The organism is Lederbergia wuyishanensis, from assembly GCF_022900255.1.
In the GTDB taxonomy this organism is placed as follows: domain Bacteria; phylum Bacillota; class Bacilli; order Bacillales; family Bacillaceae_C; genus Lederbergia; species Lederbergia wuyishanensis.
This window is the reverse complement of record NZ_JALIRM010000006.1, coordinates 88316-113528: the sequence shown is the minus strand read 5'-3', so window position 1 is coordinate 113528 and position 25213 is coordinate 88316. Positions and strand designations below refer to the sequence as shown.

The 25213-nt window shown below is 37.4% G+C and carries 19 protein-coding genes; 9 read left to right on the top strand and 10 right to left on the bottom strand.

All coding sequences use genetic code 11. The annotated features are described in order from the left end of the window. Positions 1-96: 96 nt before the first annotated feature. Positions 97-2295, bottom strand: coding sequence for a SpoIID/LytB domain-containing protein (locus MT489_RS10820; RefSeq protein ID WP_244681566.1), 2199 nt, complete (start codon positions 2293-2295; stop codon positions 97-99). 262 nt (positions 2296-2557) lie between these two features. On the opposite strand from MT489_RS10820, the gene MT489_RS10815 reads away from it, so the two are divergent. Continuing rightward, the gene (locus MT489_RS10815) at positions 2558-3607 is read left to right on the top strand and encodes an LCP family protein (protein WP_244681565.1); all 1050 of its coding nucleotides are present in this window, start codon (positions 2558-2560) and stop codon (positions 3605-3607) included. A 182-nt stretch (positions 3608-3789) separates the two neighbouring features. Here MT489_RS10815 and MT489_RS10810 read toward each other — a convergent pair whose 3' ends face one another. From MT489_RS10810 to MT489_RS10795, 4 genes are all read right to left on the bottom strand, one after another. Then, positions 3790-4848 carry a glycosyltransferase family 4 protein gene (locus tag MT489_RS10810; protein ID WP_244681564.1) on the bottom strand — a complete coding sequence of 353 codons (1059 nt, stop codon included), beginning with the start codon at positions 4846-4848 and terminating at the stop codon, positions 3790-3792. Positions 4849-5164: 316 nt separating this feature from the next. Then, positions 5165-5896: a WecB/TagA/CpsF family glycosyltransferase gene (locus tag MT489_RS10805; protein ID WP_244681563.1), complete on the bottom strand. Its 732-nt coding sequence runs from the start codon at positions 5894-5896 to the stop codon at positions 5165-5167. Positions 5897-6174: 278 nt separating this feature from the next. Beyond that, positions 6175-9840: a S8 family serine peptidase gene (locus MT489_RS10800; protein ID WP_244681562.1), complete on the bottom strand. Its 3666-nt coding sequence runs from the start codon at positions 9838-9840 to the stop codon at positions 6175-6177. A gap of 159 nt (positions 9841-9999) precedes the next feature. Continuing rightward, complete coding sequence (locus MT489_RS10795; RefSeq protein ID WP_244681561.1) at positions 10000-10428, bottom strand: hypothetical protein; 429 nt, start codon at positions 10426-10428, stop codon at positions 10000-10002. Between the two features lie 199 nt (positions 10429-10627). On the opposite strand from MT489_RS10795, the gene MT489_RS10790 reads away from it, so the two are divergent. Both MT489_RS10790 and MT489_RS10785 read left to right on the top strand, forming a co-directional pair. Next, positions 10628-11290 (top strand): hypothetical protein, encoded by a 663-nt coding sequence (locus MT489_RS10790; RefSeq protein ID WP_244681560.1) that lies wholly within the window; start codon positions 10628-10630, stop codon positions 11288-11290. Positions 11291-11306: 16 nt separating this feature from the next. Further along, positions 11307-12743, top strand: a complete 1437-nt coding sequence (locus tag MT489_RS10785) for an efflux RND transporter periplasmic adaptor subunit (RefSeq protein WP_244681559.1) — start codon at positions 11307-11309, stop codon at positions 12741-12743. A gap of 272 nt (positions 12744-13015) precedes the next feature. Here the strand turns inward: MT489_RS10785 and MT489_RS10780 are convergent, their stop codons facing one another. After that, positions 13016-14659 (bottom strand): mechanosensitive ion channel, encoded by a 1644-nt coding sequence (locus MT489_RS10780; RefSeq protein WP_244681558.1) that lies wholly within the window; start codon positions 14657-14659, stop codon positions 13016-13018. A 134-nt stretch (positions 14660-14793) separates the two neighbouring features. On the opposite strand from MT489_RS10780, the gene MT489_RS10775 reads away from it, so the two are divergent. Together MT489_RS10775 and MT489_RS10770 are read left to right on the top strand one after the other, a co-directional pair. After that, on the top strand, positions 14794-15186 hold the full coding sequence (locus MT489_RS10775) for a YkvA family protein (RefSeq protein WP_244681557.1): 393 nt from the start codon (positions 14794-14796) through the stop codon (positions 15184-15186). A 110-nt stretch (positions 15187-15296) separates the two neighbouring features. After that, on the top strand, positions 15297-15425 hold the full coding sequence (locus MT489_RS10770; RefSeq protein WP_244681556.1) for a YjcZ family sporulation protein: 129 nt from the start codon (positions 15297-15299) through the stop codon (positions 15423-15425). Between the two features lie 331 nt (positions 15426-15756). On the opposite strand, the gene MT489_RS22435 is transcribed toward MT489_RS10770, so the two are convergent. The 3 genes from MT489_RS22435 to nagA form a co-directional block, all read right to left on the bottom strand. After that, positions 15757-15897: an N-acetyltransferase gene (locus MT489_RS22435; protein ID WP_370876378.1), complete on the bottom strand. Its 141-nt coding sequence runs from the start codon at positions 15895-15897 to the stop codon at positions 15757-15759. Positions 15898-16149: 252 nt separating this feature from the next. Then, on the bottom strand, positions 16150-16857 hold the full coding sequence (gene nagB, locus MT489_RS10765; protein WP_244681555.1) for a glucosamine-6-phosphate deaminase: 708 nt from the start codon (positions 16855-16857) through the stop codon (positions 16150-16152). A gap of 2 nt (positions 16858-16859) precedes the next feature. After that, positions 16860-18011 (bottom strand): N-acetylglucosamine-6-phosphate deacetylase, encoded by a 1152-nt coding sequence (gene nagA, locus MT489_RS10760; protein ID WP_244681554.1) that lies wholly within the window; start codon positions 18009-18011, stop codon positions 16860-16862. A gap of 92 nt (positions 18012-18103) precedes the next feature. Here nagA and MT489_RS22140 point away from each other — a divergent pair, with 92 nt between their 5' ends. After that, entirely contained in the window at positions 18104-18229 is a 126-nt protein-coding gene (locus MT489_RS22140; RefSeq protein ID WP_280518576.1) for a hypothetical protein, read from the top strand. A 373-nt stretch (positions 18230-18602) separates the two neighbouring features. Here MT489_RS22140 and MT489_RS10755 read toward each other — a convergent pair whose 3' ends face one another. Further along, positions 18603-19067: a C40 family peptidase gene (locus MT489_RS10755; RefSeq protein ID WP_244681553.1), complete on the bottom strand. Its 465-nt coding sequence runs from the start codon at positions 19065-19067 to the stop codon at positions 18603-18605. A 335-nt stretch (positions 19068-19402) separates the two neighbouring features. On the opposite strand from MT489_RS10755, the gene MT489_RS10750 reads away from it, so the two are divergent. From MT489_RS10750 to MT489_RS10740, 3 genes are all read left to right on the top strand, one after another. Next, the gene (locus tag MT489_RS10750) at positions 19403-20488 is read left to right on the top strand and encodes a C40 family peptidase (RefSeq protein ID WP_244681552.1); all 1086 of its coding nucleotides are present in this window, start codon (positions 19403-19405) and stop codon (positions 20486-20488) included. A 256-nt stretch (positions 20489-20744) separates the two neighbouring features. Continuing rightward, positions 20745-22337: an SWIM zinc finger family protein gene (locus MT489_RS10745; RefSeq protein WP_244681551.1), complete on the top strand. Its 1593-nt coding sequence runs from the start codon at positions 20745-20747 to the stop codon at positions 22335-22337. Positions 22338-22340: 3 nt separating this feature from the next. After that, positions 22341-25160: a DEAD/DEAH box helicase gene (locus MT489_RS10740; protein WP_370876379.1), complete on the top strand. Its 2820-nt coding sequence runs from the start codon at positions 22341-22343 to the stop codon at positions 25158-25160. Positions 25161-25213: the final 53 nt, after the last annotated feature.

The following is a 25213-nucleotide window of genomic DNA, read 5'->3' as shown; positions in this document are numbered from 1 at the left end:
CTCCTAAAGCTGACTTTAGATTGGATTTTAATTAATAGAGTACACTGAATAAGACTAAAACGCGGGTGACACTCCGGTTATTTCATAGTCAAGCAATTATATATCTTCCAACTTTGCTCCAGGGTAATAGAAGTTTAAAATATCGTTATATTTTTTTCCTTGCCTTGCCATTTCATTAGCTCCATGTTGACTCATACCTACTCCATGCCCAAATCCTTTTCCGGATATATTATATGAAAGATTTGGTAGATTCATTGCAATGTTATCACTAACAGAAATTGGTCCACCTAATATTACATAACCACTAAGGTTAGGCTTATAGGCATAGTTCTTTACAGCTGTTGGCAATGCATTAGGTTCTGTAAGTAGAATGGGTGCATTTCTTTTTGCAGCTAAAACAGAACCAGTTAAAGCATCGGCAAAAATGGATCCTCTAGTAATGAACGCTGTTGAACTTGAAGAGAAATAGGCGTTTGCAATATTGGCTGAAACTTCAAAACGGCTATTACCACCGAACCTGATTGGTTTGGGAACAGTTTTAAAGACCTTATCAGAAACACTTAAAGGACCACCTGATATAATTGTTTGACTAATACTTGCATTTTTTATTAAGTTTTCAGTAGATGATTCTAAATTGTGACTTTTGTTTGTAAGAAGTATTGGGTGACCATTTCTAGCGGCATATGGTGCAATAGATAAAGCGTCTGGATGATTAAAGCCATCCGCAATTACTACTTTTCCATTTATCCCTATATGCTTTGCAATATTATTTGCAACTTCTACACGGTTTTTTCCGTCTATTCTAGTAACGGTTATTCCCATTTTTCTTAGTTCATTTGCAATTTTCTCTGGAACACTTATCGTTCCACCTACAATTATGACTGATTTTGCTTTTAATCTTTGGATTTCCTGTTTTGACCTACTATTTAATTCACTGGATTTTGTTAAAAGTATAGGAGCATTGTATTTAAATGCTAATGGTGCAGCAGCTAGAGCATCACCATATGCATCCCAATTTGCTAAAACTACTGTATTTGCCGATGACCATCCATTTTTTGATACATTTATTGCAACATCGAACCGATCGTTACCGCCAAGTCTAGTATGTTTTGTTGAAGAAACACTTGTTACGAGAGTACTTTTCATACTCATTGTTCCAAGAGCTGTTCTCATGGAATTAGCAGTAGATGAAACAGTGGCTTTAAATGTTTGGATTGACCCATTCTGCATCCGATAAGATTTAGTAGACTTGTCCTTAACAAAAAATTCAGCAGTTATTGTTGCATTTTGGCTTCTACCACTACTATTTTTATTCATAAAATTAAAATTTGGAATGCGAATAACCTTTATCTCTGTATTTTTATAGTCATTTTGTTTATACAGTTCATTTTTTACCAGGTTAGCTACTCCCGTACTATTTTCGTTTGTATTGCTCCACCAATTATTTGGATTTTTTAAATCTAGTTTTCTAGTATCTATCAAATCCTTTTTTAGATTAAGTGACCATACAGCTTTGGGATCATATGGATCATTTTTTACAGGAAGATATGCTAATTGAGATCCCCCCCATAAATTTGAGTTAGATTCTGTCGTCCCTCCATTACTCGATGAAAAAACAGCACTAATTCGTGAACCATTATATTTTAAGATTTTCCCTTTTGTTTCAACTACCGCTTTTGTAGAATTAGGGTGCCAATCATATCCACCATATACTTGAAAACCTTGTGTATCTGCTACAGTTTTACCAAAACTTCCTGCAGAATATGTACGTGCTGCTACTGCCTGTGCCTTTAAAGCTTCAATATTCCAACCAGCAGGCATCTCACGCGGAACTACACCTTTTAAATAGTCTTCAAAAGGAATATTTAAGTTTATTGGTCTAACATATTTTCCACTCTCTACTGTAAATTGAATATCTCCTAAATATTTCCTCTCAGTATTTCCGTATATAGTTTGTAGAACTTGCGGGTCATATTTTTCAGCATTAATAGTAAAAGATGTACCCATATCTTTTATTTTATTTCCTGAATAGTCATATAATACAAGTCTACTTGACTCAACATTAACTTTATATTTCTTTAATTCATTTCCTATTGATTCTTCTAAAATAATATCTTTATCCTCCAAAACGGAATGTGCACCCGTAAATGAAAAATAAAGTTCTGTTTTATTTCCAATATAGTTACTTAGTTTCACCGAGATTACTTGAGAAGATTCTGCACTTACCTTTTCATATGTTATAGGTATTAGCAATAAAAAAATGACTAGTGACGCTATTAATCTTTTAAAAGACAATGTTTCTACTCCCTTCCCCCTATTTTTATTTTCTATTATTATAGCATAGAAATATTAGAAACTGGGGAAAAATTTGTAAAAACTTGGGGAAAATGATATGTGTTTGTAGAATTCTGATATTAGTATAAACAGCTAAGTAAGATTTTTTCCTTGAAAATGTATTTTACCTCTTCACCAAAACATAGTATTATAAAGGTTAGCATATTTACATTTTCTTAACGAAACCTTCATTATGAATTCATAAATAAAGGAGTTTACCTTAATGGGAAGACAGCAAATAAAGCTAAATAAAAAGAAAAGAAGCCGAAAAAGGATATTTTGGTTTTTGGTGTTTCCAATTCTTCTTATCGCTTCTTTAGGTATAAGTTACGGAATTCATCTATACATTAAAGCAGAAAACATGATGGCAGAATCATATCATGATGACCGCGCTGGTAAGTCTGTTCTACGTGAGAAAAAGGTTGATCCAAAAATTGATAATGTCTCAATTCTTTTTATTGGTATTGACGACAGTGAAAAACGTAGTCAAGGAGACCATACTCGATCCGATGCTCTTTTGCTTGCAACGTTGAATGAAAAAGAAAAATCGGTCAAACTCCTTTCTATACCGCGTGATTCTTATGTGTATATTGATGAAGTAGGCTATTCCACAAAAATCAACCACGCACACGCATATGGTGGTCCGAAGGCCACGATTGAAACTGTCGAACAGCTATTAGATATACCAGTTGATTATTATGTACGCGTAGACTTCGAAGCATTCATGGAAATTATTGATGCACTTGGTGGAGTGGATATCGATGTTCCATTTGCATTTTCCGAGCAAAACTCAAAGGATAAAGCAGATGCAATATCATTAGAACCAGGCTTGCAAACCTTAAATGGCGAGGAAGCTCTTGCATTCGCCAGAACAAGAAAGAGAGATAATGATATTGAACGCGGAAAAAGACAACAAGAAATTATGAAGGCCATTGTAAAAAAAGCAGCTTCCGGAACTTCAGTTGTTAAATACGGTCAAGTTATCGATGCTATTGGTGCGAATATGAAAACAGATATGACATTTGATGAAATAAAATCTTTTATCGATTACGGGGTTGCAAGTCACCTTACAATTGATACGATGACTCTTGAAGGTTTTGACAGCTACATTCCAAATAGTAGCGGTAAAAACGTATACTACTGGCAGCTTGATGAGAATGCGCTTGCCGAGACAAAAACTACGCTTAAACAGCATTTAGACATTACTACCATTCCTGCTACAAACAGCGTTGCTAATCCTAGCAACAACTCACAAGAAGGAGATAAAGAATGATCTAAAAGTCTAGTCCTTAATTATTGGGCTAGACTTTTATTGTGGGCTATTTCTTTACAAATTCTAAATTGGAACAAGTTTGTCGTCTAAATAATTTATTTAGGTATATATGACGAACTATTCATTTTTTATAAAACTTTCGTAAAAAAAAACAAAAGCATTAATTGCCTGCTCTTGTTTTATCATCGATCATTAATCCGACTCGATGCTTTCGGTCTCATAAATTTTAATAATGGTTTATAATCTTTTCCGACTAAGCCCATCACTTCTACAAATAATTCAATCGCGAACAATAGGACTACTATAATGATTAAGGATCCCCACACGGTTGCCATTGAAAATAAGACAGCTGCAAGGCTAAACATGATGGCAATGGCATATATTACGAGCACTGCTTGCTGATGTGAGAATCCAGTGCTTAATAATCGATGATGTAAGTGGTACCTGTCCGGAGATGAGATCGGCTGTTTGTTAATGATTCTTCGGATGATTGCAAAGAATGTATCCGATATTGGGACTCCGAGAATAATAATAGGTATTACAAATGAGAAGAATGTTACATTTTTAAAACCTAATAGTGAAAGTACTGCTATCATATAGCCGAGGAACAGTGCCCCAGAATCACCCATAAATATTTTTGCTGGGTAAAAATTGAATAATAAAAATCCGAGTGTACTACCTAATATAATAAGAGCAATCGTTAATACGAAAATATCTCCCTGTATAAAGGCCATAATGCTCAATGTTATAAGTGCAATCGCTGATACACCTGCTGCAAGGCCATCCAAACCATCAATTAAATTAATAGCGTTCGTAATTCCGATGATCCAAAGTAGCGTAATCGGTATAATAAAGTATCCGAATTCTAATTTTCCGCCGAAAGGAAGGTTAATGAATTCAAGATCAAATCCACCTCGAATTGCGACGATTGCGGCTAAAAATTGACCAATGAGTTTATACCTTGGAGGTAAAGTAAATTTATCGTCAAGAATACCGGTGATCACAATAATCGCACTTCCAATAATAATCGACAATAAGTATGGACTATCTTGCCTTGAAATGATAAGTCCGATAATAAAACTTAAATAAATAGCTAACCCGCCGAGTCGGGGCATGACTTTGTTATGGACTTTTCTATGATTTGGCTTATCTGTTATTTTGTATCTCAATGCCAGCTTTTTTACAAAAGGTGTAATAATGATTGAGGCAACAAAACAAATAATTAAATATAGATATTCCATTTTGTCAACCTCCCTTACTGTTAATATTTCGTAAATTTGAAAACTTAGTCACCAATTTTGATTACTTTTATGTAAAAATAATGTAATGGAAAGATTAATATTTTACCACTCTAATAGTATACGAGTTAAAGCTAGATATCAACTAGACTTTGAATTTCCCAAAATTGGGAAGTACGTTTCATCAATACAGGTTCAAGTTTCATCAATAAAATCATAACTTCCACCAAATTATGTAAAATACCCCATCATTACTTCACTAATATTTAACAATTAAGTCTTTCATCCATACAGCAATTTAGCTTCTAATTACTTATCGTTATTTAGATGAAAACTTACTTTTTATCACATAGTAAAAAAATAAAGGAACTCCAATTATCGTCCTTTTCCATAACCTCGTTGGTTCATTAATAAGCCTGAATACCCATTCTAACCGAGCTTTCAGTAAAATTTCCGGTGCGCGCTTTACGCGTTCGGAAGAAAAGTCTAAAAAGGCCCCTACTCCCATAAAAAGCTTTGCATCTATTTTTGAAAAATAGTCTGATATCCAATTTTCTTGATATGGAACACCAAGCGCGACAATTAATATATCAGGTTTTGCATTATTAATATTCTCAATAACTTTTTCTGTATCTTTAAAATATCCATCTTGAATTCCAACAATATCAATATTGGGATATTGTTTTTTAAAATTTCCAGCAGCTTTTTCAGCTACCCCAGGGCCGGCACCTAGTAAATAAACTTTATAATCATTTTTTGCAGCAAGGGCTAATATTCTTGGAGTTAAATCGGTTCCATTTAAATTTTCCTTGAACGAAAATCCTAATACCTTTGCCCCAATTTCTACCCCAATTCCATCATTTAAAACGTAATCTGCATTATTTAAATTTGTTGCATATTCCTTGTTTTGTTGTGAAAGATTAAAACAATGTGCGTTTAGAAAAAATAATTTAAACTTTTTGCGATTCTCTATTCTGTTGGTTATGTCTGTTAGAACTTCATCACTTGTCATAACATCGACTTTAATATTGCCAAAGTTTTTAGTACCCATATGTTGCAACCTCTTTCAAGCCATTAATGTACATGGATAGAATTTTAGCATACAAATGGATGAATAACATTTTTTATTAAAGATAGGGAATATGTAACGCGCTCCCTTCGACAATTAAATGTTCTGAAACGGTTTTTGCTTTTAAATAACTGCTCTTGGAATTGCCCCTTAAGGAACACCGCTTTAAAAAACCGGCACTCGCACACGGAGGCCGGTTTTATGTGGCTAATTAATTAGACGTATATAGCCAAGCATTCGTTACATCTTTTTACAAATCTTTACTTCTTCTTACTCTTCTTCTTAATCGTTACCTTTTCTACCGTTTCATTGCCGGCAAGGTCAACCACTTTGAATTCGAAAGCGTTATTACCTTCTTCAAGCTGTAGCTCAATGCCGTCAATTGTTCTTTTGAACTCCTTCATGCTGTATGGCTCGGAAAGTTCGTTTTTGAAAACTTCGCTGCCATTAACGTAGAGACGGATTGCGTCGAAATTGTCAGTAATGTCGGCTGATACGGTGATTGTATCTTCTTCAACGTTGTTTTTCGCCTTTACTTTTAGCTTTGCCTTTGTTGTATCAACGAAGAAGTAGCGAGCGATTTCTGTATCGTTTCCGGCGTTATCCACTGCTCTAATTTTGGCTTGGTAGTAGCCATCTTTTTTGTATTTTAATGTGATAGAGAAATCGTATTGATCTTTTTCAGCGTTATATGTGAGCTTTGCTTTTTGACCATCAACCGTCACTTCTTTAACGCCTGATTTGTCTTTTACATAGCCTGAGAACACGATGTCACTTTTTGAAGCGACGCCAAGGAATTCAGGAGTTAATAGATGAAGATCTGGAACAGTTACGTCTTTTCCTTCACTTACTGCTGCTTCCGTTTTGTTCCCAGCATAGTCAACTGCTACGACAGTTAATGTTTGTTCAGGACTTAAGCGTTTTGTGAGCTGATGCTCCGTTTCGCCTGCTGTGTATGGTTTATCAAGGATGGATTTACCATCAACTAGAATATCCCAATATGCAAGGCCGCTTCCATTATCATTAGCTTCTACTGTTACTTTTTGTGTTTCAGCATTGAGGCTTGCATTCACTTCTGGTGCAGTCACATCAAGAAGTACCGGTATATTGATTGATTGCCATTTCGCTCCTGGGAAGTCAATGACTGCCGAAGCTTGTAAGTAATAGTTGCCTTCAGGTGCTTGTTTTCCATTGATTTTTCCGTCCCATATACGAGATGCGGATAAGGAATACATCGGCGCTTTACCACCATCGTAATAATTCTTTTTCACGAATGATTCAGTTGTAATCGTTCTAACAACCTTTTCATTAGCATCTAGCACATTGAACTTCACTTCTTTTGCATTTCGAAGGAAGGACAAGATAATAAGCGCATCGTCTTGAGTTCCATCTCCGTTTGGAGAGAAGGAGATTTTCTTCGGATCAATATCTCCTGTGTTTAGATCCTCTCCAAGGAATCCATAGTTATCTTTTCCTTGGGAAGTCACAACTCCTGTATAACCATAATAGGTGTCACCATCCCACAATGGCTTGTCAAAAATCGGAGCTTTATCCCATTCCCCTTTAAATCCTACATATGGAACAGATAATTCTGGGTTCGTGTCAGTTGGATCTGTTAATGTGACGAATCCTTCTAACCAGTATCCATTTGTGAAGCTGGATGCAAGAGTAGCATCAATTGCACTTACATCAACTGTTACGGAAATATTTGCTGTTCCTTTCGCTGGAACTGTCACTGAGCTAACTTCTTCCCCATTTACAGTTACGTCAGCATATTGATCAAGATTAAGTGCTCCGATTAAATTAGGTGCAACTACTACGTCTGAACCAACTTTAGCGAATGCATCCGTTTGAACGTTCGCCTTCACATCATACGTAGCATCTTGATCTGAGAAGTTCTCTGCTACTAATTCGAATGTCACTTTATTTTCTGTTACTTGTTTTAACGCAACTTTTGCTTCTTTTGTTTTTGCTTCAGTCACCATTACTGGTGTAGAAAGTGCTGCATGAAGCTGCATCAATCCTGCACCTTGACGGCGTGGAGAAACTTTTTGCCCTTCGTCAAATTCAACTGGTTTGGCAGTGTTCATTAGTAAATTTTTAGCTCTTAAAATTCGGTCAGAATTTTGAAGTCCGAATTCTTCTTCAACACGTTGAAGTATAAGGGCACCTCCACCTGAGACATGCGGGGCAGCCATTGATGTACCGCTCATTAAACCATATTTATTATCATTTAATGTTGATAGGATTTGTCCACCTGGTGCAGTAATTTCTGGTTTAAAATCAAGATCTGGTGTAAGTCCCCATGATGAGAAATCACTCATTTGTCCAGCAGATGGATTATCAATTTTCGTTGTTTTCCCATTAAATGTTACTGTTACAGCTTGTCCACTTTTTAAGGCAGCTGCTAATTTATCTCCGTCGCTCTTTAACATGAATAGTTGTGGAATGTTGATTGCATCATCTGTCGCCATGTTGACAATGCCATCAGCGTTATTGTAAATGATAACTCCTTCAGCACCTGCAGCTTGAGCATTTAGAGCTTTATCTGTAAAAGCAAGCACACCACGTTGTACGATTGCAAACTTACCTTTTACATCTTTCCCTTTAAAATCTTCAGGTGCTCCTATTCCTGCTTCCACCACTTCGAATGTCTTTTGTACAAAATCATTCGGATGGGTTTTGCTTGCTGATAAGAATGCCGCTGAACCTTCAGCACTATCGATTGTGTATTGAAGTTCATCTACTTGCATAAATGAGTTTTCAAATGATGCAACTTGCAAGGAATCGTATGATACTCCTGGCGATCCGCTTACACCGTAGTCTGGATTTGAAGCTAATGGATAGAAATATCCATCTGCAAACAGTGCAGAGTTTCCTGCAGAAATGGACATCAGCACTCCATTTTCAACCGCACGTTTTACCGCTTGTTGTTCAGGAGATTCTGGGTCCACGAACCCTGCAGTTGAACCTAAACTCATATTCAATACATCAACGCCAAGCTTAATGGCATCATCTATCGCTTTAATATATATATCTCCGAATGTTGACTGCATTTCCGGGTCATTTCCGAAAACTTTTAATGCAAGGAGCTGTGTTTCTGGAGCAATCCCTAGGATTCCACCATTGTCTTCGTCTCCATTCGCGCCCACTGTTCCAGCAACGTGCATTCCATGCATGGATGCTTCGGCATGAATTTCACGAATTTCATTATTATCATCCATATAGTTATATCCATAAGGAACTTTTTCTGTGTAAAATTTACCTGGTAAACCATTTTCAGTAACTACTTCATTTACTTTTTGTTCTGTTAGTTTTGCTGTACTAGAGTCGGATAGTACCATGTCATGATGGCTAGGATCGATTCCTGTATCGATAATCCCAACAACCATTCCTTCCCCTTTGAATCCATAGTCGCGCCATGCTTTTTGCGCTTCTACTAATTCTTTACTATACTTCATTTCAGGTGTTGCGATTGGTCGCTCGTATTCGTTTACAATGTGGACCGATTTTACTTCTGGAAGAGATTTAATAAGTGCTATGTCTTTATGCTTAATTTCAGCACTAAATCCATTAACTACAGTTGTAAATTCTTTTAAATATTTTGCTTGTACTTTCTTTTCTTTTATCTTTTCTTTAACAGCTTTTTGTTGTGCCTTTGCATCCTTTTCGAGCTGCTTTTTTTGTACTTTGTCGAGTTTATCAAATTTGACGCCCTTTTTTGTTGCTATTTCGATTGGGGCTTCTTCTTTTAACTCAACGATGACTCTTTGTTCCTCATTCAGATCTACTGTTTCTTTTACTACTTCCGTTTTAGGCAGTAGCTTCTTCTGCGCATTCTTCGGTAGGGTCGCCTCATTCGCAAATGATAGATTTCCGAAGGTTAGAAGAAAGATGAACAGAAGAATTGCACTTCTCTTGAACATAATTTTCCCCCATTCTACATATTAGTTCTATCAAAATACTTCTGGTAGCGAAATATTCTGATATTTTAATAGTAATGTGATGTGAAATAGGAGAACAGTCCTAAAAGTCGTAGGTGAATAGTCATTGTTGGAAGTGCTTGAGGGAATATTTGTTGATTCTTATTTGACATTAGATAATGCATTAAGACTTAATATCTTTTTCCCTTTTTGAATACCAATAGATGAAAGAATCAAGGTGCTAACTTCATATGTTAAGGGTATAGAATTGTTGTAGAAAGGTTCAATAGTGAATTTCCAATTGTTTAGATCGACTAGGACAGAAATCTGCCACGTTCTAAAATCGCTATAAACATTCATCTTTATATATGTTTTCGCACTTAATGGGAATGAAATGATAATATTTGATGCCTTCGATCTTCTGGTTGCTCTCTTTCTAATCGGGGTTCTTTCAAGTGGTTTTAAACCGCGGAAAATTGGATAGGTACTATTATTTTTATCTGTTAATTCCCCTTTGAATACTAACTCATATTGATTTACAACCCTTTCGCCAACCGACATTATTCTCTCTAATTCTATTAAATATCTCATAAAGCTCCCCCCATACAAGTAATATCACCATTATAGTAAAAAATACCCATATATGCAAAACGGAGGAAAACGTATGCATGTACTGCTTATTTAGGCAGAAAGTTGCTTTATTGTAAAAGTTAGGAGACTTTTCATGGCTTTTATGTAGAAAAATGGGTTAATATTATATGAGAGAGCTAATAAAGCAGGTGATTTCCTATTGATCTATCAAACAAATATTTCCAAAGGATTATTTTTTTATAATAGAACTTTATTTCAATTACAAAAGGCTGAATCGATATACGGGTTGAACATCCGTCTGTTTTGGCTTTTTTTATCAAGTGCGGTTGTTTTCTTTATCTCTGGCTTGTTTGGAATTGGTTCGCACGTAATTTCCCCTGAACTAGCAAGATCTTCTAATGTTCAGTACGAAGCCGTAAAAAGTTATTTTGTCATTGGCCGATTGTTACTTGGTTTACTTTACGCATTTGTTATTATTTATTTACCCGCTCTTTTTTATTGGACATTTTCCGATACGTTTTATAAAAAATTTGTTGTTATCCAAGTCATTAGTTTACCTATTTTATTAGTAGAACAAATTACATATATCATTCTAGCCGTTTTTTTTAATTTACCTTGGTATTCTTCTCCGCTTTCTTTCGGTGTGATTGCACAATACATAACGAAATCAGATTTTGTCATTTATTTATGTGGAGCGATTTCCTTTTTAAAAATTTGGGCAGCCGTCGTGCAATATAAAGGCGTACGAACATTAATCTCGTTGTCGAGTGTAAAGAGCGTGTTGTTAGTCATTATAATTAATCTGTTTTTTTGGTCCTTGACCGCAGTTTTTGCTTATATCAATTTCAAAACCATTTTATAAAGCGTGGTGATGTTCGTTGAAAGAGCGTTGGCGTCGGTTTCTTGTGTTTGCAATTGTAGTGCTAGTCTTTTCTATCAATCTCTTTTTACTAGGGAAAAATAGTACCAAAGCCGATAGATTGAATTATATTTCGAGTTGGAAGGAGCTAACGGCTGGCGATTTGGTAGATGTGGTGCGTACTGAAGGTGTCGTTGCCCCATCAGAAAGACAACCAATTTTTATTGATTCGAATGTTACATTTAAGGAATTTTTAGTGGATAAAGGGGACAAGGTAGAAAACGGTACTCCTTTATTTGAATATGGCACGGAGGATCTGGATGGACAGATTGCATTGCTTGATGCAGAAATAAAGCGTTTAGAAAAGGAAAAAAAGAGCATCGAAGTGTTTGTGAGAGATTTAGAGAGAAAAAAAACTTCGCTACCTGGAAACAGAGTGAATACGAGATCCGTTTTTGCTGGAGATTCTGAAATAGAAGCTGTCATCGATGCAGTTTCCAGCATAGAAACCGCAAGGCAAGCGAGAGAACTTCGTGAAATTGATCAATCCATCGCCGAAAAAAAATTAGAATTGGAAAAAGTCGATTTTGAAATTGATATGTATGAGGAACAGAGAAGTGTAGTGGAAAGTGGGCGCAGCGGCCTAACAATGTTAAGTCCCTACGAAGGAATCGTGGAAGACATTTCATATGAACTAAATAACCCTGTCATAACGATTGTATCAGATGATCTCTTTGTCGAGGGGACTTTGAGTGAAAAAGAAGTCAGAGAAGTCGAAGAAGGCATGCGTGTTGATATTCATTCTGACTTATTGGAAGATAGCCTTGCAGGGCAAGTCGGTATGGTGAGCGAGCTCCCCGCTGAACGTGCTGCTGTTGAAAGGACAAGCCTTTATCCTTTTACTGTTGTTTTGGGTGAAGAAGATGTCGTTCTGGGTGAAAATGATGCTGACCTATATGATGAAAATACCGTATCAGAAGATAATGATGCCGTTTTGATGAACGAGGATGAAGATATTGATGAAGAAGATGCTGTTCTTAACGACGTGGATGAGGATATAGATGAAAAAGATACGGTATTGAATAAAGGAGATTCGACATTGTACGCTGGCTACCACGTTCATGCAGATATAGTAGTGGACGAAGCACTGAATGTTCCCGTCGTTCGTTCGAATCACATTTTGAATAAAGATGAACGTTCATATTTATGGATTTTAAACCGCGAAGGACTCGTTGAAAAGAGAGTCGTGGAACTAGGCTTACAAGTCGAACAGCGGGAGGAAATTAAAACCGGTGCTGAGCTCGGCGAGTTATATGCAACCCATCCGAATGAAATAGACGTACCCGGCCCATTTATCACCCCATATAAAGGTGGGAAATTTATTTTAAATGAATGGGAAAAAGCAAGCTTCCGAAAAAAATTGAAATACGTATTGGTTGGAGTGTTACAAAGGTAGATTCCTTGGTAAGTGTGCAGGCAAGCTTTAAATTCTGTAATATTAAAATAGAGCACCAAATACGATAACTAACTATCTAGCCTCCCCCTTTACGGTAAGTGTTTCTTGTCACGACAATAAAAACATCTTATAGGAAATTTGGAGACCTTTACTGCCTATTTGGTCATTGACAACCGACAATAATAGAAATATCTTACGCGACACTTAGCAGACTTTAGCTATAGAAAAAAAAGCCGACACCCATCTCATCTTAGGAGGAGTGTCGGCTTTTTTTATTGCTTCGGCGGCCAGGAATCTTCTGGACCTCTGTCATCTCTAAAATCTTGATTTTTAGTTGGATCCATTATTTCATTCTGTTGGCCAGGATTCATTGTTCGTGGCTTTTTCGTTGTATCGACTTCCGTCTGTTCAATCGTTTTATCCAGCTTAGCTAAATAGTTTTTGGCAAATTCTTTTCCTCCGAGTCCGAAAGATAAGCCAAAGGCTAAAGCCAGCCCGCCTAAAATTAGAATGAACGCTGAGTTGACGATTGATGCGGCCACTCCTAGTTGATCGAGTGCCATGAAAACAGCGAGCGCAATAATCGCATATTTTGCGACGGCCGTAATTAGTTTAAAGCTCGGACCTGTTAAAACATTGGATAATACTTTTTCAACAATATTTGCGATGATAAGCCCTAACGCCAATATGATAACCGAGGCTAATACTTGTGGTATATAAGCAGTTATGGCAGTTAGCATCAAGACTAGGAAATCTAGTTTTATCAAGTTCAAAGCTTCAATCGTGATGAGAAAGACGATGAGAATTTGGGCAATATATCCAACTAGTTCGGACATTAGCATCCCGCTCGCACCAGGCTTCCAGTTCCCTATCGCTAGGTTGCGAGTCAATGAATCAAATCCAACTCTTTGTAAAAGTTCCGCTACTATATGGCGCACCCATTTTCCTAACCATATGCTTGCACCAATTAGAAGGATTGCAACAACTATGTTCGGAATCATCGTCATAATATCATTCAGCATAGCGATTGCCGGGTCAGTGATGGCACGAATATCGAGTTGATCCAACGCTGAAATGACAATTGGAATCATGATAAGCACGAAGACGATTGTCCCAATAATAGAAGAAAGTGATGTATTTCCTAGTAATTTTTGAAGACCGAGTCGCGCAGCCAGCTTTTCAGTCCCGACCGTTTTTAGTAATCCTGTAACAAGGTCACGAATGATTTTTGCTACTAGCCATCCAACTAGAAGAATGAGTGCTGCAGCCATCAGTTTCGGAATGAAACCAAGAATATTTTCAAGCATTCCTCCGAAAGGACCTGAAACACCATGAATATTTAGTGCCGCAAGCACACCCGGAATGAACAGAAGCATAACTAAATAAAATACAATTTTTCCAGCAGTATAAAGAAATTTATGACTATCTGCCTCTGAATCAGCCACGTTTATTCTTTGCATCATAGAAGCTACTTTGGCTTTTTCTCCGCCTTTAATAATGAGCATTTTTAAAAGTGTAGCAATTACATAGGCTAGAAGGAGAATGAGTCCCGCTTTTAAAATCGCAGGGATGAATGCAAGCATCGTTCCGAACATTCCAAGGAATGGGGAAGTGACCGCACCAAGGTTCAACATGTGGAAAAATAAGATGAAGACGAGCACAAGCAAGATGTAATAAACGATTTTTCCAATAAGTTCATTCGAGTTGACACGCCTTACTGGTTTAGCCGTTCCGTCAGGATGACGATCTGTGAAAAGCTTCTCATCCCAGTTTGTTTTTTTCAATACTTTTTCGACCGCTTTTCCTATGGCCTTTGCAATAATCCAACCGATTAGCAATACGATAAGAGCCCATAGCAGATTAGGTAGTTTCGCTATGTAAATAGAGGCCCAATTGTAGCTTGAATCAAACGGCATTCGAAACCCTCCTTTTGTTAATCACTTTTTCTATACCTGTTAACAGGAGGATTTAAACCCAAGGTTGATTTGCTTTAATTGGACGATATATGATTTTAGAGAGTTTAATTATTTAGAATGGTGGATTCATTTCTATGAAAAAACGTATAGGTCAGTTAAAAAATTTTGCCAAGAAAATGAAACAAGAGTTATTCGTAATTTATTTGTCGTACAAGGACGACAGGACACCATGGTATGCTAAAGCCTTTGCCATTTGTGTTGTAGCATATGCCTTTAGTCCAATTGATTTAATTCCCGACTTTATCCCTGTTTTAGGTTATCTAGATGACTTAATTTTAGTTCCGCTGGGTATTTCACTTGCGCTCAAACTAATCCCTCCTCAAGTCATTAAGGAAAAGCGACAAATAGCGGGCGAATTGAAAAAGGTTAGTAAAAGAAAGAATTGGTTTATAGGTATTCTCTTTATCTTCATTTGGATCTTAGTGGCTGTTTGGGTTGGAAATATGGTCATTGCTATTTTAAATTGAACCACTCCATCTAATGAAAACAACCATTTCACATATTGTCCGCTAATCCCTAGTTCGTTTCTTCACAACCTACATAATATGTTATTAACCATTCGAAAGGTGGTGGTGTTATGTTCGGTAGATGTTGTGGTTTTGGCGGTTATGGTTATGGCTACGGCGGCGGCTACGGATTCAATTTTGCCTTAATCGTTGTGCTTTTCATTCTATTAATCATTGTCGGAACAGCATTTGTTTACTAAGGTGGTTCTCTAACTTTCGAACCCCAACACTAGCTAGTGAAACGTAAGTAACGGCCTTAAAAAGTAGCTAATGTCATGACCGAAACAACGCAGGAACTTACCTCCCCCATAGGGGTCCATTCTCTTGCCTAACACCGAAGAGCGCTTATCTAGCGCTCTTCCTATTTTTTCATGATGAAAGGGATAAATGTACATAAGATCATCTTGATTTACTCGGATTCCATCTGTCGCTCATATAGTTTTTTGCTATTGTGTTGGACACATTCGTTAATCCAAACATTTCAAAGCAGTTTTTTTGCCTAGCAAATTCTTTTAAACTTTCAATGAGCGCTTAGCCTATTCCTTTATTTTGATATTCTGGCAGTACATCAATGGAATATAAAAACATTTTTGGTGTATTCCTTTTAATTGGCGATAATATATAGCCGTACACAAGACCACAAGTTACATTATCCGCAAAAGCAATGAGCAAAATACTCTCTTCTTATTCGAAAAATTTTTCATTAATTATGACCTTTTCTTCTCCGACTTGGGTAAAAATGTGTAATTGTGTCAGCATTGGCAGTGGTCGCTCTAACAATTTCCAAATTCAACAGTATTCCTCCCCTTAATAAAGAAAAGGAGTGTAAAATCATAATGATTTTACACTCCTGTTTGTAATACTGTCCTAACCAATTATTTCAATTTCCCCCATTGAACCTGTCCCTTTTGGACCCGTCCCCAATTATTTCAGTTTGGAAGCAGCTGCCTCATCTACTATAACAGTAACTTTTGGGTGATTTTGAAGTACTGAAGCTGGGCAGTCTTCGGTAACTGGCCCTTCTACCATTTGTTGGATGGCGTCAGCTTTTGATTCGCCGAATGCGAGTAATACAACTTCTTTTACAGCCATAATAGAGGCAATCCCCATTGATACAGCATGAGTTGGTACGTCTTCCTCATTTTCAAAATAACGTTTATTCGCATCTTTCGTTTCTTGAGTAAGTTCAACTACATGTGTTTTAGTAGTGAATGATGTTCCTGGCTCGTTGAAACCGATATGGGCATTCGTTCCGATTCCTAGCACTTGAAGATCAACTGGATGATCAGCAAGAATTTGTTCGTAGCGTTCACATTCAGCATCTAAATCTTCTGCCATGCCATTTGGTAAAAATGTCTCTTTGAAATTTAAAGTACTGAAAAGTTCTTGCTCCATATAGTAGTGATAACTTTGTGGACTATCTGCCGGTAAGCCAACGTACTCATCTAAGTTTACTGTTGAAACATTCGATACATCCAATTTTGCTTCACGCATTTCTGCGTATAATTTTAATGGTGTTCCCCCTGTTGCAAGGCCAAGCGTTTTGATATTTCCATTTTCAAGTCCAGCCTTTATAATTTCAAATGCTTTTTTTGAGCCTTCTTGATCATTTTTTACAACAATAATCTCCATTTTTATCCCCCTATTTCGTAGCCGACACCCAGTCGGTATGTTTTCTCTACTTCAAAATCCTGGTCCATGATAACAATATCTGCGTCCTTTTCAGGAGCTAGCAATCCTTTTTGTTTGAGTCCGAACTCACGCGCTTGATTGCTAGATGTCATTTGTACAGCTTCTGATATCGAACATCCAGTAAATTTCATGATATTTCGGAATGCATCGTCCATTCGCAAAACACTTCCTGCGAGTGAGCCATTTTCGAGGCGAGCTTCTCCGTCATGAACAATGACTTTTTGCCCCCCGAGGTCGTATTCCCCTGGAACCATTCCTTTTGCCATCATCGCATCGGAAATCAAAGATATTTTTTCTGCCCCTTTTATTCGATATGCCAAGTCAATCATGTCAGGAGTAATATGAATTCCATCAGCAATGATTTCAACTTGAATATCCTCTTTTAGCAGAGCATGACCTGCAACACCAGCTTCTCGATGGTGAAGTCCGCGCATCCCATTATATAAATGTGTTGTATGAGTCGCTGCACTATTTAAAAGCTCTTCTCTCACTGCATCAGAATGTCCAACAGATGGCACAATTCCCCTGCCAACCATCACTTGTTCAAATTCTTTTCCGCCAGGTAACTCAGGAGCATACGTTACAAGCTTGATTTGCTCGCCAGATTCCCCATGCCATTTTAAGAATAATTCGATATCTGGATCGACTATGTATTCAGGTGGCTGCGCACCAGCACGCTTTACATTAATAAATGGTCCCTCCAAATGAACACCTTCAATGGATGAAGAACCTTGATCCATTGCAACTTTTACCGCTTTCAATGCATTTGAAATATTCTCATGAGCTTGCGTAATCGTCGTTGCAAAAAATGAGGTAACTCCTTCAGATAGCAATTTTTCACTCAAAAATAGCATCTTCTCAGGATCGGCATCCATCGTATCCACACCATAGCCTCCGTGAATATGGATGTCAATCATTCCAGGAATTACGATTTTCCCAGCAGCATCCGTGACAATTTCCCCTGCTTGTTTTTCGTATAAATCCATCTGACCTATTTGGATTATTTTCTCGGCAAACCGAATGAACCCATTTTGTATAGGGCTTTCTGTTCCTCCGGGATATATTGTGGCATTAATAATGACTTGCGTTTCCAAAATATTCACCTCTCATATAAGACATTCGCTTTCATCAGCTATCTCCATTATAAATCTCCCAACTGGTAATGACAATTGGTACGAGGGTGAATATGGATTTTAAGTTAACTTATTGGATTGGTTGTAGCGTAGTTTTAATTGACTGGTCAGCTGGATTAACTTTGGAGATGCTTTGGAGTTTTAATTGGACAGCTGGGGCATATTTTTGTTGCACATAGTTTTTAAATGCTTAAATTGGACAGTGATAATTTTTTAAACTGGGTTGTATCTTGGCAGGCATTCGCACAACTAGCATAGTTTTTAACATGGAGTCCGTCCCTTTTAACGTTTCAATCGGACCGTAACACTGAAATTTTTAATGCAAGAGCACTCTAAGCCATTCATTTAATCAGGTAATCTCTCAAGCTTTTAAAAGATTAATCTATCGTGACCTTGCACTCCGTTTTTCCACTGCGAAGGGCACGTTGAATGTTCCGACATGTCTTCACAAACACTACCGTACACAATCCTACTCCAACATAATTAAACATAACAAACAAAACTCCTATAAAAACAAAAAATCCGCTAGGCATTGTACCTAGCAGATTATCATTATAAGACTCTTTTTGCTCCTACGTAGCGAGACTTCCAATAGTATGGATCATTAATATTGGTGATTGCAACACCTTTACCTGCAGAGTGGATAAACTTCCCGCTTCCAATGTATATCCCAACATGAGAAACTGGCTTGCTTGAAGTTTTGAAAAATACTAAGTCTCCTGCTTTAAGGTCCTTTTTGCTTACTGATTTTCCTTTTTTGTACTGATCAGCAGCAGTTCGCGGTAATGCCATTCCTTGTTGCTTAAATGTATAAGATGTAAATCCTGAGCAGTCAAATCCTTTTGGGGTTGCACCGCCATATACATATCTGACTCCTAGGTATTTCTTCCCTTGATTAACGATTGAGCTTGCTGTTGGTTTTTTTACAGCTGCACTAGCTGCCTCTGGTTGAAACGCGATTACAGCAAACATGACTACGGCAAGTAACGACAACAACGACTTCTTTAATGTTGACATTTTACTAGTTTCCCCCGATAAAATAATCTATTTTTTGTAAGTATCTCTATCTATTAGATATTTTTGGTATCTTTGTTAGGATAATAATACCACAGGAAATTATTAGATTATTTTACATTTGCGTAACATTATGATTCAACATTGTCATATAATTGTAATTTAAGTACACCATTTGACATGAATATAATTCCTTTTAACTATATTGTTAGAATTATCAACTGTAAAATTATGCCATAAACATTAAAAACATGTTACATTTTGTAATATTTGACAAATTAAGTTCCTTAATATGCTAAAATTACCTAAAGAAAAGCGATGTAGGGGGACTAAGGTTCATGCATAAAAAAGTAATATCGACAGCAACTGCTGTGTTTTTGGCTGCCTCGTTCACTGGAAATGCCTCAGCGGCGACATATGAAGTAAAAAGTGGAGACTCTCTTTGGAAAATTGCCTCGAGCTATAATACAACTGTCAATCAAATAAAAGAGTTAAATCGATTGAAAAGCGATTTAATTTACCCTAAACAAATTCTACAAGTTACTCCAGAAAACATTAAAAAAGATCAAGTTAAAACGCCTGCTCAACCAAAAGCTGAGCAAACGACACAAAAGCAAACAGCTACAACTACACAAAAACAAACAACTCAAACTGCTACGTACACGATTAAATCCGGGGACACACTTAGTAAAATTGCTGCTAGTTACAAAGTTTCAGTGGCTCAGTTATATGAGTGGAATAATCTTAAAAGTGACTTGATTTTTCCTGGACAAGTTTTAAAGATTAATAATGTTAAGTCGATTGCGCCAGCAGACCCTGCTCCTAAGACAGAAACGGTCAAAAATAATACTGCTGCACCGAAAACAACGGATACCTATAAGGTTGTTTCAGGTGATACGCTTGGTAAAATTGCCGGTCAGTATGGAATGTCAGTTAAAGATCTTAAAACTTTAAACGGTCTTTCTTCCGATTTGATCAGAATTGGACAAGTATTAAAAGTAAATGGGAAAGCTCAAACTGAAGCAAAACCAGTTGAAAAGGTTGAAACTCCGAAGGTAACAGAAGATGCTTCTGCAGTTATTAATGTTGCTAAAAGTGTCATCGGTACTAAATATGTTTGGGGCGGAACAACTCTTTCTGGATTTGATTGCAGTGGATTTATCTACTATGTATTTAATCAAGCTGGAAAAAAGATTGCTCGCTACGGTACCGACGGATATTATGATCGCTCCTACTATGTGAATAAACCTGAGCCAGGGGATCTCGTATTCTTTGAAAATACGTATCGTTCTGGTATCTCTCATATGGGTATTTATCTTGGCAACAACGAGTTCATTCATGCAAGCGACAGAGGCGTTGAAATTGCCAATTTAAACACTCCTTATAATAAAAGTAAATTCAACGGCTTTAAAAGATTTTATTAAGAAAAGCATTAGGCGTCAGCAAAATCTTTCTTTTAATTTTTGCGATTCAGATTTATTTATCTCAAATTAGACAACAAAAGCTTAAGTTCAAATATCAATCATATAAAAATCTAATACTTTCTTTACTTTATACACAAAAACCGTCAATCCGACGGTTTTTTCCTTTTGATCATTCCACTCCTTTTCTGAATATCTCCCCCCATAGTGACAAACGTATAGAAATAGCGGTATAATAAGGTTTTGGAGGTTTGTAAATATGTATAACCAACCATTACTTTCAAATATACAATCCTATAGCCTAGAACTTAAGAGCCTACTTGACCCGAGGAGTGAAGTGCATGAAAAACTCATCCAAAAAGGGATGATTCTTTTTCGTCAACAGCTAGTCTATGGCGTAAAATTTTCTAACGAAAAAGTTGAGGCAAAAGTTCAGGATGTCACACCAGTGAATGTTGAGTTGTTTTTCGATCATCCATCCAACAGTACTTGCACATGCCCAGAACAAGGAATTTGCCGTCATCAAATGGCGTTATTTTTCACGGTTTTAAGTAGAGCGCAAAGTGTGTTTGTATGGCTTCAAGAATGGAAAAATCATTATCAAGTAGCGGATGTTCTCTCAACTTTACAACGCGGTTCTGATTTGTTAAAAAAGATGCCACAGCAATTAGAAAAAGGTCCGGAGCAATGGACTGAGCGTATTCGAAATGCATATCATCATGTCTCCACTAAGAATTTTTATGAGTTTGAAGAATGGGCAAGAGTTTGTTACAAACGTCTTCTTGGTTTTGCTCCAGTTGAAAGGGAATGGAAACCATTGTTCCAGCTATTTGCGGCATGCGAGTCACTAAAAGTGATTAACTCCCTTTCCTCCGAACCGAAAAAAAGAGCACATTTGCGCTCGTTTACAGAACAAATGCTTGAGGAGGCAGATGAGGCGTTGTCCAAGCTGACAACTACTGCTTCACCTTTCGCATTTGATGAATATTTTCATTATTTGCGTGAACAAAGCCATACTTTTATAGAAGATGAGACCGTTTTTCCAACTGAATTTACTGATATATACATGAAGCTCTGGTCCGCGTTATTTAATAGAAGACGGGATTTGCTCGAGGAATGGGAACGCCTTAAAACGCATATGGAGAAAGAACATGACGAACGAATCGTTATTGCCTTTATTCATATTGCGATTCTTTTGGAAGAGGATGATAAGGCGATTGAACAGATGAAAAATCTTGGTTCTAACATCGCTCCCTACGCTTTACGTTGGATGAAGATCTTGCAAACCGATCGTGCAAAAGGAAGACTCAATCTATATTTGCCCGTTTTCATAGATCAAATGACAACATTTATTTCCTCCTTAACCCGTAGCTACGAACAAGCACAATTTACTAGGGCGTTGTTTCAAATTTTAGACAGCAATACCGCTTTGCATCTCGATTCCTCCCTTTTAGAAAAGGTGTATTTGAAATTACTGCCCTATAGCCGCTTTCAATATAATGAATACTTACTTGAAAAAAAGGATTATAAAAAATGGGCTGAGCTGCAAGTTTATACAAAAAATAGTCTTGATTATATCGATAAGCGTACGATTGATACGATTGCAAAGAATGACCCGGCTGCACTCAAACCCCTATATCACGAAACGATTACTGACCTCATCAATAATCGCAGTCGTGATTCTTATAAACGTGCGGTCCGCTATTTGAAAAGACTTCAAAAGCTTTATCAAAAAGAAAAGAAACTAAAGCAATGGGAACTGTATTTATCGACCTTGCTACACAACACGAAACGGTTGCGTGCTTTTCAGGAAGAATGCATAAAAGGAAAGCTCGTTAAAGAAAGGATATAAACCATGATGAATCTTGAAACAATCCAACTTCATGTCATTCCATTGGATACAGGTTCATTTTTCATTTACGCTTCAGATAATGAATTTGATCCGATTGATCCAGCTGTTTGGAAACAGCAACTCTTTCTTTGGCATGAGGAAAGCTTCTTCGGTTCTTTCATTGAGGCGAAGGAACGAGATCATCTTACTGGAGTGGAGTTGAATAGTTACGAACTATCAACACTTCTTGGAAATGAGCGATTTAGTTCTCTTATTTCTTGGCATTGGGATGAACAGGGAGACGCGTTGTTAGCTGTTTCTTCAGTCATTCTTGAAGCCATTCATTCTGGTAAATGGCTTCCTCAATTCACTGATGATGAGGATTCCAGTTTTACATGGAAAGTTCCAAATATGATTTGGGATGAGTTTACCAATGACTTTTGGGAGCAACCTTTTCATGGTCAATCGATGGATCAGTTCGTCACCAACTTTTTTCATCAAGCATTATCCATTTACTTAGAGCAAGGATATGAAGACAGTTCTTTAACAAAAAAAATTGTGCTTCTTAAAAATAGTCCGTTATCTGCTGAGGAATTAGATGCTTATTTTGATGAAGAACGATGGCAAGAGTGGGTTGGTATCACTGAAAATGACATGCCTTTTACACTAGGCATTCGTTTGTCTGAGCCTGAAGAAGACCAAGATCCATGGATTTTGGAAACAGTACTTCGAGATGTGAAAAATCCGGATCGAATCATCCCCTTGTCTGAACATAAACGATTCCCGAAAAAGTGGTTTCCATTTCTCGATTTTGTTTATGCTGAAGAGGATCGCTGGGTAAAATTATTTCCTTGGCTCAAAGGTGAAAACGGGCTGACACTCGAACTGGATGAACCACTAGCTTGGAATTTCCTTACTGATGCGAGTGAAAAATTACTCGCACTTGGCGTAGAAATTTTACTCCCTTCTTGGTGGGAGGCAATGCGCGCTGCCAATATGACGGTAAGAGCAAGAATTAAACAAACCGGAACAAATTATCGCCCTTCCTTCGTCGGACTTGACTCAATGCTAAATTTCGATTGGCGTCTTTCAATGAATGGGGCTGACTTGTCCGAAGATGAATTTCAATCCCTTGTTCAGGAGCAAAGAAGACTCGTTAAAATAAGGGGGCAATGGGTGAAGCTTGATCCTAAAATGATTGCCCACATCCAAGCGTTAATGGCTCAGGCAAAGAAAGAAGGATTACGTGTCCAAGATATTTTCACCTTAAGCGAAGACGATGATAATGCACCTACAAACCTTGATGAATTTGATCCGCGTGCCTTTGCCCAAATCAAGATTGAACTAAATCAATCATTAAAAAAGATGCTCAGGCAATTAAATACAGTATCAGAAATTCCTATAATCAACGTTCCCGGCTCACTTTCAGGCGAGCTACGACCATACCAGCAACTAGGATTAAACTGGCTAGTCTTCCTAAGGCAATATGGATTCGGGGCCTGCCTTGCAGATGATATGGGGCTCGGCAAAACGATACAACTGATCAGTTACTTGCTTCATGTAAAAGAAAGTGGAGAAAACGACACACCTGCATTAATTATCTGTCCGACTTCCGTTCTGGGAAATTGGCAGCGCGAATTAGAACGTTTTGCTCCGAGTTTAAATGTAGTCTTGCATTATGGTCCAAACAGAGCAAAGGAAGATACGTTTATCGAAATGACGAAAAATGCTGATATAGTACTTACGAGCTATGGACTTTCCCATCTTGATTCAGAGGAACTTTTATCAATCAAATGGAGCACGATTGCACTCGATGAAGCACAAAATATTAAAAATGCCGAAACGAAGCAGTCGAGAGCGATTCGAAAGTTTAAAGGGACCCATCATATTGCTTTAACGGGTACGCCAATGGAAAACCGTCTTTCCGAATTATGGTCCATTTTTGATTTTATTAATCATGGCTATTTAGGGACATTCGGTCAATTTCAAAAGAAATATATTTTACCGATAGAAAGGGATAATTCTGAAGCGAAAATTCGTGAACTGCAAAAGTTGATCCGACCATTTTTACTTAGAAGAACGAAAAAAGATCCTGAAGTAGAATTGAATTTACCGGATAAACTCGAACAAAAGGAGTATTGTTCGTTAACTGCTGAACAGGCTGCTCTTTATGAAGATCTCATACAAGATACGTTTGGTAAAATAGAGTCGTTATCAGCATTTGAGCGAAAAGGTCTCATTTTACAAATGTTAAGCAGGTTAAAGCAGCTTTGTAACCATCCCGCTCTCTATCTAAAAGAAGCAGTGCCTGAAAATATTGTTGAGCGATCCAATAAACTGGGGACTTTAGTTGAACTTGCTGATTCTATCATGGAAACAAAGGAAGCATGCATTATTTTCACACAGTATATCGGAATGGGAGAAATGATACGCTCCATTTTGGAAAAACGATTTGGCATTACGGTACCGTTTTTAAATGGAAGCATGCCAAAAGCACAGCGAGACCATTATGTCACTCGTTTTCAAGAAGGTGATTTCCCATTCTTCCTTCTTTCGTTAAAAGCAGGTGGAACTGGACTTAATTTAACAGCTGCTAATCATGTCATTCATTATGATCGTTGGTGGAATCCGGCTGTCGAAAATCAGGCAACAGACCGCGCATATCGAATCGGGCAAAACCGTTTCGTTCACGTGCATAAATTTATTACTACCGGGACGTTAGAGGAGCGAATTGATTTAATGCTCGAGAAGAAGCAAGCGTTAAACGAAGAAATTATTCGAAGCGATCAATGGGTGACTGAGCTTTCCAACGAAGAGTTGCATAGTTTATTGGCACTGGCTTAATTCAAAAAACAGAAGTTTCCTTGTTGTGAGCTGGACGCTAGCGTAATAACGAA